Source organism: Apilactobacillus kunkeei (assembly GCF_001421115.1).
Taxonomy (GTDB): Bacteria; Bacillota; Bacilli; order Lactobacillales; family Lactobacillaceae; genus Apilactobacillus; species Apilactobacillus kunkeei_F.
Genome location: NZ_JXCW01000005.1, coordinates 14173 through 27829 on the forward strand (window position 1 = coordinate 14173; position 13657 = coordinate 27829).

General features: G+C 37.4%; 15 protein-coding genes and 1 tRNA gene. 4 read left to right on the top strand and 12 right to left on the bottom strand.

The features are described from left to right. Positions 1-43 precede the first annotated feature (43 nt). Positions 44-499 carry a flavodoxin gene (locus RZ55_RS04595; RefSeq protein WP_176589797.1) on the top strand — a complete coding sequence of 152 codons (456 nt, stop codon included), beginning with the start codon at positions 44-46 and terminating at the stop codon, positions 497-499. Between the two features lie 46 nt (positions 500-545). On the opposite strand, the gene RZ55_RS04600 is transcribed toward RZ55_RS04595, so the two are convergent. After that, entirely contained in the window at positions 546-1436 is an 891-nt protein-coding gene (locus RZ55_RS04600) for a YihY/virulence factor BrkB family protein (RefSeq protein WP_057175879.1), read from the bottom strand. Further along, complete coding sequence (gene wecB / locus RZ55_RS04605) at positions 1426-2553, bottom strand: non-hydrolyzing UDP-N-acetylglucosamine 2-epimerase (protein WP_057175927.1); 1128 nt, start codon at positions 2551-2553, stop codon at positions 1426-1428. Before wecB ends, RZ55_RS04600 begins: the two co-directional genes overlap by 11 nt. 188 nt (positions 2554-2741) lie before the next feature. On the opposite strand from wecB, the gene RZ55_RS04610 reads away from it, so the two are divergent. Further along, positions 2742-3677 (top strand): glycosyltransferase family 2 protein, encoded by a 936-nt coding sequence (locus RZ55_RS04610; RefSeq protein WP_034531593.1) that lies wholly within the window; start codon positions 2742-2744, stop codon positions 3675-3677. Continuing rightward, positions 3677-4096, top strand: coding sequence for a GtrA family protein (locus RZ55_RS04615; RefSeq protein WP_051592250.1), 420 nt, complete (start codon positions 3677-3679; stop codon positions 4094-4096). Before RZ55_RS04610 ends, RZ55_RS04615 begins: the two co-directional genes overlap by 1 nt. A 53-nt stretch (positions 4097-4149) precedes the next feature. Here RZ55_RS04615 and RZ55_RS04620 read toward each other — a convergent pair whose 3' ends face one another. Further along, positions 4150-5505 (bottom strand): gluconate:H+ symporter, encoded by a 1356-nt coding sequence (locus RZ55_RS04620; RefSeq protein ID WP_034534841.1) that lies wholly within the window; start codon positions 5503-5505, stop codon positions 4150-4152. A 286-nt stretch (positions 5506-5791) separates the two neighbouring features. On the opposite strand from RZ55_RS04620, the gene rbsU reads away from it, so the two are divergent. Next, complete coding sequence (gene rbsU, locus RZ55_RS04625) at positions 5792-6676, top strand: ribose/proton symporter RbsU (protein WP_053792856.1); 885 nt, start codon at positions 5792-5794, stop codon at positions 6674-6676. A 47-nt stretch (positions 6677-6723) separates the two neighbouring features. Here the strand turns inward: rbsU and RZ55_RS04630 are convergent, their stop codons facing one another. From RZ55_RS04630 to RZ55_RS04670, 9 genes are all read right to left on the bottom strand, one after another. Beyond that, positions 6724-7431, bottom strand: a complete 708-nt coding sequence (locus RZ55_RS04630; protein WP_054483682.1) for a winged helix-turn-helix domain-containing protein — start codon at positions 7429-7431, stop codon at positions 6724-6726. Positions 7432-7446: 15 nt separating this feature from the next. Then, complete coding sequence (gene phoU, locus RZ55_RS04635; protein ID WP_054483684.1) at positions 7447-8154, bottom strand: phosphate signaling complex protein PhoU; 708 nt, start codon at positions 8152-8154, stop codon at positions 7447-7449. A gap of 11 nt (positions 8155-8165) precedes the next feature. Then, positions 8166-8921 carry a phosphate ABC transporter ATP-binding protein PstB gene (gene pstB / locus RZ55_RS04640; RefSeq protein WP_054605761.1) on the bottom strand — a complete coding sequence of 252 codons (756 nt, stop codon included), beginning with the start codon at positions 8919-8921 and terminating at the stop codon, positions 8166-8168. A 9-nt stretch (positions 8922-8930) separates the two neighbouring features. Beyond that, complete coding sequence (gene pstB, locus RZ55_RS04645; RefSeq protein ID WP_041152893.1) at positions 8931-9725, bottom strand: phosphate ABC transporter ATP-binding protein PstB; 795 nt, start codon at positions 9723-9725, stop codon at positions 8931-8933. Between the two features lie 12 nt (positions 9726-9737). Continuing rightward, positions 9738-10625, bottom strand: a complete 888-nt coding sequence (gene pstA, locus RZ55_RS04650) for a phosphate ABC transporter permease PstA (RefSeq protein WP_054605706.1) — start codon at positions 10623-10625, stop codon at positions 9738-9740. A 2-nt stretch (positions 10626-10627) separates the two neighbouring features. Continuing rightward, a complete protein-coding gene (gene pstC / locus RZ55_RS04655; RefSeq protein WP_053792859.1) occupies positions 10628-11542 on the bottom strand; it encodes a phosphate ABC transporter permease subunit PstC in 915 nt (304 codons plus the stop codon). A gap of 14 nt (positions 11543-11556) precedes the next feature. Beyond that, positions 11557-12414 carry a phosphate ABC transporter substrate-binding protein PstS family protein gene (locus tag RZ55_RS04660; RefSeq protein WP_057175928.1) on the bottom strand — a complete coding sequence of 286 codons (858 nt, stop codon included), beginning with the start codon at positions 12412-12414 and terminating at the stop codon, positions 11557-11559. 156 nt (positions 12415-12570) lie between these two features. Next, positions 12571-13434, bottom strand: a complete 864-nt coding sequence (locus tag RZ55_RS04665; protein WP_054605763.1) for a phosphate ABC transporter substrate-binding protein PstS family protein — start codon at positions 13432-13434, stop codon at positions 12571-12573. A 143-nt stretch (positions 13435-13577) separates the two neighbouring features. Continuing rightward, positions 13578-13650, bottom strand: a tRNA-Arg gene (locus tag RZ55_RS04670). Positions 13651-13657 lie beyond the last annotated feature (7 nt).

A 13657-nucleotide genomic window follows, 5' to 3' on the forward strand; every position in this document is an offset into this window, starting at 1 on the left:
TTGGTATAATTAGTTATCAGATTGCGAAAGGACGTATATTACTTTGAAAGCACATGTAGTTTTTGCAACCATCACAGGTAACAACGAAGACGTCGCTGATATCGTTACTGAAGGCCTAGAAGATTTAGGCGCTGAAGTTACCCAAACTGAAATTTCACAAACAGATGCACAAGATTTTGAAGATGCGGATATCTGTGTCGTTTGTGCATACACCTACAACGAAGGTCATCTTCCAGAAGAAGGATTAGACTTCTTCGATGACTTAGGTGACTTAGATCTTTCAAACAAGGTCTTTGGTGTTGCCGGTTCTGGTGATATCTTCTACGAAGAATTCTTCAATACTTCAGTTGATGACTTCATCAACCAATTCAAGAAGACTAACGCCACTCAAGGTTTTGAAGGTGTTAAAATCAACTTGGAACCAGATGAAGACGACATTGAAAAACTTGACGAATTTGCCTCAAGTTTAGTTGATACTTACAAAAAAATAAATGGTTAAAAAGAAAATCGTTGATGTTTATCAACGATTTTTTTGTTTTGCAATCTTATCTCTTCTTGTTTGGAATAAATGATTTGATGCTAGGCTTTCTGCCCTTAATTTCGACGTTCTTAACGTCTTGCACGGATGCATTAATGACTGCCCCTAGAATCAATATCATCCCAATGATGTATAACCAAAGCATTAAAATAACAAAGGTTCCTAATGCTTTATAGGCATCAACACTACGTGAGAAGTAGTGAAGATAAATGGAGAATCCTTTGGATAGAACAATCATACCGATTGTCACGATTAATGATCCCATCCAAACATAACGCCACTTGGTATTAACGTTTGGCACGAAGTAATACATCAATAGTACCAATAGGAATACCCCAATGACGGTCAATGGATATCTCAACAGGATAAATAGTCCCACATTCATCTTGGATAATCCCATTAGATAAGCTGAGTAGCTAATGATGACCTTTCCAAAACCAAAGAATAATAGGAAAATCCCTAACGAAATTACCAACAATAGCATCCAGATAAACGAAACGATTCGATTCATCAGATTACTTTCGTTTTTAATTCCATACGATGAATTAACCGCACGTTGAAACGCTGCTAAGGCCCGACTAGCTGACCAGATGGCAACGATTAAACCAATCGATAACTTATCGGCATTGGCGCCCTTCAAAGCGGAAATAACGATTGGACTAACGGTCTTGAAAACCGTTGATGGTAACAATGGTTCTAGATAGTCTAGAATTTCGTATTGGTTAACGTGCAACAATTCTAGTAGGTTTCCAACAATGATTGTTGCTGGAAATAGTGATAGCAAAGAATAAAAGGCAATCACGACCGCTGAATCAGACACGTTGGATTCTTTATAATGCTTCTTTACGACTAAAAAGAAGTGCTTCCATTTCCTTGCGGTGTCTTTACTAAGCTTCATTATGATCACCACTTAGTTTATTAGTAGCAAATACTTCTTTAATCGCGTCTAGGATTTGCTTAGAAGCAGTTCCATCCCCGTAAGGATTCTTGGCAGTGGCCATCTTCTTGTATTCTTCGGTGTCGTCTAGTAATTGGTCAATGCTTGCACTAATCTTTTTTGGATCAGTTCCCACAAGTTTTAGTGTTCCTGCATCTACTCCTTCTGGACGTTCGGTAGTTTCTCTTAGTACCAATACTGGTTTACCTAATGAAGGAGCTTCTTCTTGGACCCCACCAGAGTCAGTCATGATGAAATGACTTCGGGCTGCCATGTTATGGAAATCGACAACATCCAATGGTTCGATTAGGTGCACTCTGTTCACCCCATCAAACACGCTGTGAGCAACAGATTGAACTGCTGGGCTCAAGTGAACTGGATATACGACTTCGATATCCTTTCTGTTCAATACTTCGTTTTTGATTGTTTCAAAGGTACGACGCATTGGTTCACCTTGGTTTTCACGACGGTGCATGGTTAATAGAATAATCTTGTGAGTCTTGTCGATATCATCTAACACGCTGTGGTGATAATTTCTATCAACGGTTTGTTTTAACGCATCAATTGCGGTATTCCCTGTAATATAGATACGGTCTTCTTTTAGGTTTTGTTTTAATAGATTGTCTTTACTTAATTCAGTTGGTGCAAAGTACACATCTGAAAGGATGTCGGTCATTTGACGGTTCATTTCTTCAGGATATGGAGAGTACTTGTCCCAGGTTCTAAGTCCCGCTTCAACGTGACCTAGTGGAATTTGGTGATAAAATGCGCTGACTGCAGCAGCAAATGTAGTTGTGGTATCACCATGGACCAAAATAATATCTGGTTTAGCTTCGTTAATAATACTGTCTAGTTTGTTAATGACAGTGGTTGTGATTGAGCTTAAGGTTTGTTGTGCTTTCATTACGTGTAAATTGTAATCAGCTTCAATATGGAAAATATCCATAACTTGATCTAGCATTTCTTTATGTTGGCCAGTCAAAACTGTGATGGGTTGAAACTCATCTAAATTATTTTTCATTTCTAGAATGATTGGAGCCATCTTAATAGCTTCTGGACGAGTTCCAAAGATGGTCATCACTTTAATCGGGTTTTTCAAGATTATGCCTCCACAAAAAAGTATATTTATCTAATTATAACAAAATAATGCCGCGGTTGCCGACCATAAATACATCTTAATAAAAATTTAGTGCTATCTATGAAAACCTTTTTGAAGTATTATGATAAAATATAAATAATTATGGATTAATGAAGGAGGTTACAATTATGGAAACTATTGGTTTAATTGTACCCTGTTATAATGAAGAACCTTCCATTAAAATCTTTTATGATGAAGTCGAACGTGTCTTCAGCGAAATGCACGCTAACCACGTTGACTACAATCATGAATACTGGTTTATTAATGATGGTTCCTCTGACAACACTTTAGAAGAAATTAAGAAGCTACGCGAAAATGATGAAAACGTTCATTACGTATCATTCTCACGTAACTTTGGTAAGGAATCTGCAATGTCAGCTGGATTAGAAAACGTTGGTGGTGACTATGTCGCCGTTATGGACGTGGACTTACAAGATCCACCTGCATTACTTCCTCAAATGATTAAGTACATAAAAGAAGACGATTACGACGTCGTTGGATGTGTGCAAAAGAGTAGAAAACAAAACTTTGTGAGAGCTTTCCTATCTTCAAGTTTTTACAAGGTTATCAACAAAATGTCTGACGTTGAAATCAAACAAAACGTTAGAGATTACCGTCTAATGACTCGTCAATACGTTGACAATGTTTTGAAATTAACTGAATACAACCGTTTCACTAAGGGTATCTTTAGTTGGGTCGGTTTTAAAACTAAATACATCGAATACGATGGTGTTGAAAGAGCTGCCGGTGAATCACACTGGTCACTATACCAACTACTTGAATATTCACTGGAAGGAATCGTCGACTTCTCAGACGTCCCACTTAAAGTGGCAACCTGGGTCGGTGGTGTTTCATTCTTCCTATCATTGATTGGACTAATCTTTGTTATTCTAAGAGCTATTTTATTCGGCGGATCCGTATCTGGATGGCCATCACTAGTATCAATCATTCTATTAATCAACGGTGTTCAACTATTCTGTCTAGGAATCGTTGGTAACTACATCGGAAAGATTTACCTAGAAACAAAGCATCGTCCTAAATATATTGTGAAAGAGAAAAAATAATGAAAAACTTGTGGAATAAATACAAGCAAGTAATTGCTTACTTGTTTTGGGGTGTATTAACCACTGTTATCGACATTGCTGTTGCATTAGTGCTTTATCACCTACTACCAAACATGGACGTATTCTGGAACACACTAATCGCTTGGGTAGCCAGTGTATTATTTGCTTACTTTACTAATCGTAAATGGGTGTTCGAATCTAAGGCGAACACTGTTAAAGAATACATTACAGAAATGATTTCTTTCTTCCTTGGCCGTGTGGCTTCATTAATTTTAGAAGAAATCATCCTAATGATTGGTGTTTCAATTATTAGCGAAAATAACTTTGATCTACTAAAAATCTTCGCTCAATTAGTTGTAATTATTTTCAACTACTTCTGGTCAAAATTAGTGGTCTTTGTTAATCATAAAGAAAAATAAAAAAAGCGATGAGATAAAAATTTATCTCATCGCTTTTTTCGTATCTATATTTATTAGTGAATGAATAGACTTAATAGAAGTACCATCAATAATCCAGTAACGGAAATGATAGTTTCTAGTACAGTCCAAATCTTTAATGTTTGTTTTACGTTTAAGTCAAAGTATTCTTTGAACATCCAGAATCCGGCATCATTAACGTGTGATGCGGCAAGTGAACCGGCACCAATTGCTAGTGCCATTAATACGGGACTGACGCTCATTGAGTGCATTAATGGAGTTACTAGTCCAGCAGCAGTCATACCTGCAACAGTAGCTGAACCTAATGAAACACGTAGGATAACAGCGATTAACCAAGCTAAAATGATTGGTGATAGGTTAGCGTGGCCCATTACGTTTTGAACGGCTTTACCAACACCACCGTCGATTAATACTTGCTTGAATGCTGATCCACCACCGATAACCATTAGTAGCATAGCGATTGACTTAATGGCTTCAGTAACAGTATTTGTGATATCTTCCATCTTCTTACCGCGGTGGAAGCCCATTGCCCAAATAGCAAATAGTAAAGTAACGATCATGGCGATAACTGGGTTACCAAACATAGCAACAACAGCACCAATACCATGTGGATTTTCAACGGCTTTACCACCGTTAAATACCATGTCGTAAACAGTTGAAATGGCCATTAAGATAACTGGTAGTAATGAAGTGAATGCGGCAATTCCAAAGCTTGGAGTGTCTTTTAAATCATACTTCTTCATTTCACCAAAGGCTGGTAGAGAAGTCTTTACAACGAATGTTTCTGGAGCAACCTTCTTAGCAATCTTTGTATATAGCGGACCGGCTACAATCACACAAGGAATAGCAACGATAATACCTAATAGAAGTGTTTGACCAATGTTTGCGCCTAAAGCAGTAGCAACTGCAGTTGGAGCTGGTTGTGGTGGTAGGAATCCTTGAGTAGCTGATAATGCAGCTGCCATTGGAATACCTAGGTAAACGAATGGAACTTCAGCTTCAAGTGCAACGGCAAATACGATTGGAGTTAATAGAACCAATCCAACTTCGAAGAATAATGACATACCAATAATAAATGAAGCAACAACAATTGCGAATTGAAGTTTCTTTTTACCAAATAGATCGATTAGTGTTCTGGCAATTCTGTAAGAACCACCGGCATCAGCAACTAAACGACCAATCATTGCACCAAATCCAAAAACGATAACTAGTTCCCCCAAAGAACTTCCGATACCGTTTTTAATGGAAACAGCGATGTGTGCTGGGTTCATTCCTAAACCTAACGCAACAATAACAGATGTAACAATTAATGAAATAAATGTATTTAATTTACATTTAATGATTAGGAACAAAAGCAATAATATCCCTAATACTAATACAACAAATGGCATATTTTAATACCCCTTCTTTTATTAAAAATATTTTTTATGTTTCCTGAATGTAAGCGCTTTACTTTTCCGTAGAAATAATATACCATACTTTTTGGGAAATGAAAACGATTTCATTACACTTTTTAAAACATAGTCCCTAATAAATATGTTATATTACTTTAGGCGTTTTAAAACTTAAGATTTATTTAAGTTTAAATGAAATTCGCTCGATTTCTAACTATGCTACCAACACTTGTGGTAAATTGTTAATTATAGAAATAATATATAAGGATAAGGAGGACACGCTTTGAACGCTGTTGCTTTATTAATTGGACTAGGTCCAGTTCTAGGTTGGGGTCTATACCCTACAATTGCTTCATTATTTGGAGGCAAACCTACTAACCAAATTTATGGTTCCACTCTAGGAACACTTATTTTCGCTGCTATTTTTCTTTTAATCTCAGGTAATTCAATTCCGACTGGTATGGATTTTGCACTAGCATTACTATCAGGTGCTGGTTGGGCTTTCGGACAAATCATGTCATTTAAAGCTTTTGAATTAGTTGGATCTTCTAGAGTAATGCCTATCACTACTGCGTTACAATTAATTGTAACTGCTTTATGGGGTGTATTCGCATTAGGTAACTGGCATTCAGAATCACACCGTATCATTGGTTTCATTGCTTTAATCGTAATCATCATTGGTGCTACTATGACTGCTTGGCAAGAACATAAAGATACTAAAAGCTCGGCTGACTTAAAAAAAGCCATTGGTCTTTTAGTTATCGGTGTTATTGGTTACTGGGGTTACTCAGCTGCACCTCAAGCATCAAGTCACTTAGACGGTATGCATGCGTTCTTCCCACAAGCTCTTGGAATGTTCTTAGTTGCTGTTGTATACTGCTTGTTCCACGTTAAGAGTAACAATGTATTTGCTACTAAGTCTTCTTATCTACAAATCATTTCAGGTTTCTTCTTCGGATTTGCAGCTTTAACTTACCTAATCTCTGCAGAACCTAAAATGAATGGTCTAGCTACTGGTTTCGTACTATCACAAACTTCTGTTGTATTAGCTACACTAACTAGTATCTACTTCCTACACCAAAACAAAACTAAAAAAGAAATGGTTGTTACAATAATCGGTTTAATTATCATTATTCTAGCAGCTGCAGTTACTGCATTCTTAAACTAATAAAACCCAAACAAAAATCCCGCTTGGAATATCCAAGTGGGATTTTTTTATTGTAGTACGTATCCGAATCCACGAACAGTTTTAATTTCAACGTCGTTTCCGGGTAAGTCTTTGAGCTTATCTCTAACGTGACTAACGTGCATATCAACGATACGAGATGATATAAATGAATCCCCATCGTCTCGATCTTCACGCCAGACACCGTTAAAGATTTGTTCTCTACTTAATACCTGGTCATGATGTCTGATTAGGTAATAGAAGATGTTAAATTCCTTCGGTGTAAAGTTTAAAACCTCACCATGATACTTTACCTGGAAATGCTTCAAACTAATCTCAAAGTCCTTAAAATGCTCTTTACGCTTAGCCTTGTCGGTATCTTCCATTATCTCATCGTAAATTTTGACACGTTTTAATGTTCTTAACATGATTCTTTGGGCGTCAACGTAATCACTGAAGTAATCGTTTACCCCTAGTTCAAAACAATCTCTTTCTTTTTGATCATCGTATTGGTCATCAAAAGTAACAATAGGGCCTGAGAATGTCTTAGTAACTTGTTCAATCAACCTTTTGACATGATTAAAGTCATCAAAGATTGATAAATCAATAATGACCGCAAAGACGTTATCCTTCTTAGCCATGATTTCGATATCTTCATCATCACTAACGCTGTTAACAAAATATTCATCTTGCAACGCCAATTGACTCACATCAGCGGCTAATCTTAATTGTTTTGTTACTAGCAACAGACTTTGCATCCCATCTAAACCTCCCTATTTTGGATTGTTTTTTAGTTCTTTGGCAATCAATTCTGGTTCAATCTTACCAGGATTCAATTCAACAATCTTACCAGTCGCATTATATACAATCCATTCTGATAAGTTAACGATATGATCTCCAATACGTTCTAGGTAACGAACTACCATTAGATAGATAGTTGCTAATTCAATTTTATCACTATTCTTTTCCATTTCTGAAACGATTAGGTTTTTAGCTAAAACAAACTTCTTATCGATCAAGATATCTTCTTGAGCCACTAGTTTTGCAGCTTCTTGATCAGAATGAACGTAAGCATCTAATGATGATTCTAGCATTCCCCTAATCTTTAAGGACATTTGGTTAATAGTTTCGTTCACTTCTGGAATACGACTTTCTGTGTTGATACGAAGAGTTTCTCTGGCGATTGATGATGCGTGATCACCAATTCGTTCCAAATCAGAACTAGCCTTTAATAAAGTAATGATTGAACGAAAGTTAGAAGCAACTGGTTGTCTTAACGCAATTAAGTTTAGTGCTTCTTTTTCTAGGTCCACTTCTTCGTCATTAACCTTGCTATCGCGATTAACAATTTCGGTAGCTAGTTTTTGGTCGTTTTCAGTGAAGGCCTTGATTGATTGGTAAATTTGATCAGAAACATTAATTCCCATCTTCATGTAGGTCTTTTGTAGTACTTTTAGTTTGTCGTTAAATGTTTGACTCATAGTCAGCTCTCCTATCCGAATTCTCCATTTAAGTAGTCACTAGTTTGTTGCTTGTCAGGATTTAAGAACATCTTAGAAGTCTTGTTGTATTCAATTAAATCCCCGTTTAGCATGAATGCTGTCTTATCAGCAATTCTTGATGCTTGTTGCATGTTGTGAGTAACGATGATGATTGTAAAATCTTTCTTTAATTCTAACAGAGTATCCTCAATCTTGGCACTTGAGATTGGGTCTAGCGCACTGGTAGGTTCGTCCATCAAAATAATCTTAGGTTTTACAGCCAACACTCTGGCGATACAAATTCTTTGTTGTTGACCACCTGAGAATGACAAGGCGTTCTTGTTTAGTTCATCCTTTACTTCGTCCCAAACGGCAGCTTGCTTTAGACTCTTTTCAACTACTTCGTTTAGAACCTTTTTGTCTTTAACACCAGCAATTCTTAAACCGTATGCCACGTTGTCGTAGACGGAGAAAGGAAATGGGTTTGGTTGTTGGAATACCATTCCGATTTCTTTTCTTAATTCGGTCATGTCAGTAGTTGGTGCATAGATGTCTTGATCACCAATTTTAAAACTACCAGTAACTGTTGTGTTGTTTCTTAAGTCATTCATACGGTTTAAACATCTTAAAAATGTTGACTTACCACAACCGGATGGTCCGATTAAAGCAGTGATTTCATTTTGTTCAAACTCGATATCAAAGCCATGTAGTGCTTCTTTTTCACCGTAGTACAAATGAACGTTTTCTGTTTTTAAAATAGAAGTCATGTAATTCACCTACCCGAAGTTTCCTGAAATGTAGTCTTCTGTTGCTTGCATCTTTGGTCTGGTAAAGATGTGAGAAGTCTTGTTGAATTCAATTAAGTGGCCTTGGTGGAAGAATGCAGTGTAATCACTCATTCTAGAAGCCTGTTGCATGTTATGTGTAACGATGATGATTGTGTATTTTTCCTTCAAACGATTTAGTGTATCTTCAATCTTTGAAGTTGAGATTGGATCTAGAGCTGATGCTGGTTCATCAAGTAGTAACACGTCTGGTTTCATGGCAATCGCACGTGCGATACATAAACGTTGAGCTTGTCCACCTGATAGTGATAGCGCGCTTTCGTCTAGTTTGTCCTTTACTTCATCCCATAAAGCAGCTTCTTTTAGACTGGTTTCAACACGTTGGTCTAATTCCTTTTTGTCCTTGATACCGTGCTTCTTAAGTGCAAAAGTGATGTTTTCACGAATTGACTTAGCAAATGGATTTGGACGTTGGAACACCATTCCGATGTGCTTTCTTAATTCGTAAACGTTAATCTTATCGTCGTTGATGTTAACGTCTCGATACATAATGTCGCCGTCGACAGTCGCTACGTTATCATTCATTCTGTTGATAGAACGTAAGAAAGTTGACTTACCAGATCCAGAAGCACCAATCATGGCAGTTACTTTAAAACGAGGAAATGATAGTGATACGTCAAAAATTGATTGGTGTTCACCATAAGAAACGTTTACATGGTGAGCTTCAATTGCGTTTTCGACTGCGAAGTCACGTACATATTGTTGATTTAAATTGTAGTTTTTCATGTTAAACCTTCCTTACTTACTAGAAGTCATTTTCTTGTACAAACGGTTTCCAACCCAGTGCGCGAAAATGTTAAATAGTAGAATTACGATAATTAATACGGCTGATGATCCACTTGAGATGGCGTTAGCATCAGGAGTGATTCCTTCTGAGTTAACCTTCCAAATGTGCACGGCTAGTGTTTCTGCCGGACGTAGTGGGTTTAAGAAACTAGTGTCTGAGAAGATGTTCCAGTTAGTGTAATCCACGAATGGAGCACTTTGACCAGCTGTGTAAATCAATGCGGCAGCCTCACCGAATACTCTACCAGCACTTAGGATAATCCCAGTGATGATTCCAGGAACTGCGGCTGGTAGGATGATACCAGTGATTGTCTTCCATTGTGATAGACCTAGTGATAATCCAGCTTCTCTTTGTAGTGATGAAACTGATTCTAGTGATGTTTCAATGTTTCTTGTTAATAGCGGTAAGTTGAAGAATGTAAGTGCAATCGCACCTGATAGGATTGAGAATCCCATTCTCATTTGAACAACGAATAATAGGTAACAGAATAGTCCAACAACCACTGATGGAAGTGAACTCAATACTTCGATGGTTGTCTTAATGATTTCAGTAAACCAGTTCTTAGGAGCGTATTCAGCTAAGTAAATTCCGGCACCTAATGCAATTGGAAATGAAATGATTAATGTAAGAACTAATAGGTAGATTGAGTTAAATAGTTGATCTCTAATTCCCCCACCAGCTAAGAATGATTGAGCTGGGCTGGTTAAGAAGTGCCATGAGATGTGAGGCACACCGGTTACTAAGATGTAACCGATTAAGGCTGCTAGAATTGCAACTACTAGAATTACTAGACCGTAAATCACGCCGGTCGCAATTTTATTAACTACTTTTGGATTCATAATTAGAACTTACCTCTCTTTCCAATTAACTTAACCAAGATGTTGAAGAATAGTGACATTAGAAGTAGAACCAAGGCTAATGACCATAGGGCATTGTTCCCTAAAGTTCCCATGACTGTGTTACCGATTCCGGTAGTTAATTGACTGGTTAATGTTGATGATGGTGTAATCAAGTTCTTAGGCATCAAGATGGCGTTACCAATTACCATTTGTACGGCTAAGGCTTCACCGAATGCTCTGGCCATTCCAAAGATGATGGCTGTTAAGATACCTGGTGTTGCTGATCTTAAAATAACTTTGTAGATTGTTTGCCAACGAGTGGCACCTAAAGCAAGTGATGCTTCAGATAAGTGCTTTGGTACGGCATTTAGACTATCAACAGTTAGTGATGTGATGGTTGGAAGAACCATGACGAACAATACCAAGGTTGCTGATAAAATCCCAAAACCAGTTCCACCAAATAAAGTTCTTACGATTGGAACGATGATGGTTAAACCGATAAAACCGTAAACAACTGAAGGAATCCCAACTAGTAATTCGATAACAGTTTGTAGGAAACCACGGCTCTTCTTAGGACCGATGACTGTCATGTAAATTCCTGCGGCAATCGCAAATGGTGTTGCTAGTAAGGCAGATAGGAAAGTAACACTGAATGATGTCACGATCATAGGTAGTGCCCCTACTTCTGGTTTGCCATCTTTACCGATGGTTGAAGGTGACCAATCTTTTTTACTGATAAAGTCCCACAAGTTAACGTGGTTGTCAGTAAAGGTAGAAATCCCTTTTGAGATGATGAAGTATAAAATCAAAGCCACCAAGACGACAATTGCTGAAATACTGATAAAACTTAAAGTACGACCAAATTTTTCTTGGCGTGTTTCCTTGGATGGCATTAATATTTTCTTATTAATTTCCATGAGTCTTCCTCCAATTAGTTGATTACTTTATTGTTAGCATCCCTTTTCACTTTCATATCACTGATACTAATGTAACCTAATTTCTTTACTAAACCTTTTTGTACTTCTTCTGAGTTCATGTATGCCAAGAACTTCTTAGTGTTATCACTAACCTTCTTAGCTGTGTACATGTGTTCATATGACCAGATCTTCCAAGCGTTGGTTTCAACGTTTTTATCAATTGGTTTCACGTTATCAATTGATAGTGATTGAATGGTCTTGTCGACAAACGAGAATGATAGGTAACTAATTGCTCCAGGAGTGGTAGCGATGATTCTTCTAACTGTTCCGTTTGAGTCTTGTTCCTGTGCTTTAACGGTGCTGTGGCCGTCCATCACATTTGCCTCAAATGTATTTCTGGTACCACTACCCTTAACACGGTTAATCACTTCGATTGGTAGGTTCTTACCACCAATTTGTTTCCAGTTGGTAATCTTACCTTCGAAAATCTTTTGTAAATTTTTCATGCTGATGTTTTTAACTCCAACACCCTTGTTAACAACAGGTGTGATTCCGACTACCGCCACTTGATGATCGACGATGTCTTTGGCTTTAATTCCCTTTTGGTTTTCAGCAAACACGTCTGAGTTACCAACTGTAACGGCTTTTGCTTGTAATTGACTCAAACCGGTACCAGAACCCCCACCTTGAACTGTAATTGAAAGTCCTTTATGTTCCTTTTGGTAATCGTTTGCTGCTTCTTCTACTAACGGTTGTAAAGCAGTTGATCCAACCGCTGTAATTTTATCGTTCGATGAAGAGCTTACTCCACACGCAGTTAGTACTGTTCCAGCGAATAAGACTGCCGATGTCATCATCGCTAATTTCTTAATTTTTATCATAATACAATCATCCTTTTTTAATTTACAAACATAAGTATACCGATTTAATGTAAATCTAATTTAGATTTTTTGTAAATTTTATGTAAATTTTAGAAATTGGCACAAAAAAAGAGACCAGTTTGATTAAACTAATCTCTTGTCATTGGTTTATTTTACGATTTTGTTGTTACTGTCCTTGGTTACTTTCATGTCTGAAATGCTGATGTAACCTAGCTTGTTAACTAAAGTCTTTTGAACCTTACCAGATTCAACGTACTTGATGAACTTAGTAGCGTTCTTGTCGGCCTTCTTTGGTGTGTACATGTGTTCATATGACCAAATCTTCCAAGCGTTGGTTTCAACATTCTTGTCTGTTGGGGCAACATTATCGATTGATAGTGGTTGAAGACTACTGTCAATGAATGAGAATGCTAGGTAACTAATTGCTCCAGGGGTAGTTGAAACAATCTTCTTTACTGCACCGTTAGAATCTTGTTCTTGGGTTTGGATAGCTGAAGCACCCTTCAAAACGTTACTTTCGAAAGTAGCTCTAGTTCCGCTTCCCTTTACACGGTTGATAACATCAATCTTTTGGTTCTTACCACCAAGTTCTTTCCAGTTGGTAATCTTACCAGTGAAAATCTTCTTTAGGTTTTCTAGTGAAATGTTTTTAACACCCACACCCTTGTTAACAACTGGTGCCATACCGACTACTGCAACCTTGTTATCTGTTAACTTGCTAGCGTCAATTCCACTTTGGTTTTCGGCAAACACATCTGAGTTACCGATTGAAACACTCTTGGATTGAACTTGGCTTAATCCTGTTCCAGATCCGCCACCTTGAACAGAAATGTTAACACCTGAATTATCCTTTTGGTAATCCTTTGCAGCTTGTTCGACTAATGGTTGTAAAGCAGTTGAACCGACAACTGATACATCACCGCTAGCTTGTGAACCGCTTGTGCTACCACAGGCAGCTAATAGTGAACCTGAAACTAAAACAACTGAAGCAATTGATAGAACCTTATTCATTTTAATCATATCAATATCTCCTAACCAATATTTTATGTTACAAGCTTAGTATATCGACGGTTTGTAAAGTTAAAGTTATTTTAATGTAAAAGTTATGTAAATATAAAAAAAGTACTCACGTAATAAATGTGAGTACTTTTTTATGACCCCACTCGGAATCGAACCGAGATCAGCCGCTTAGGAGGCGGTCGCCCTATCCAGTTGTGCTATGGAGTCATTAAAC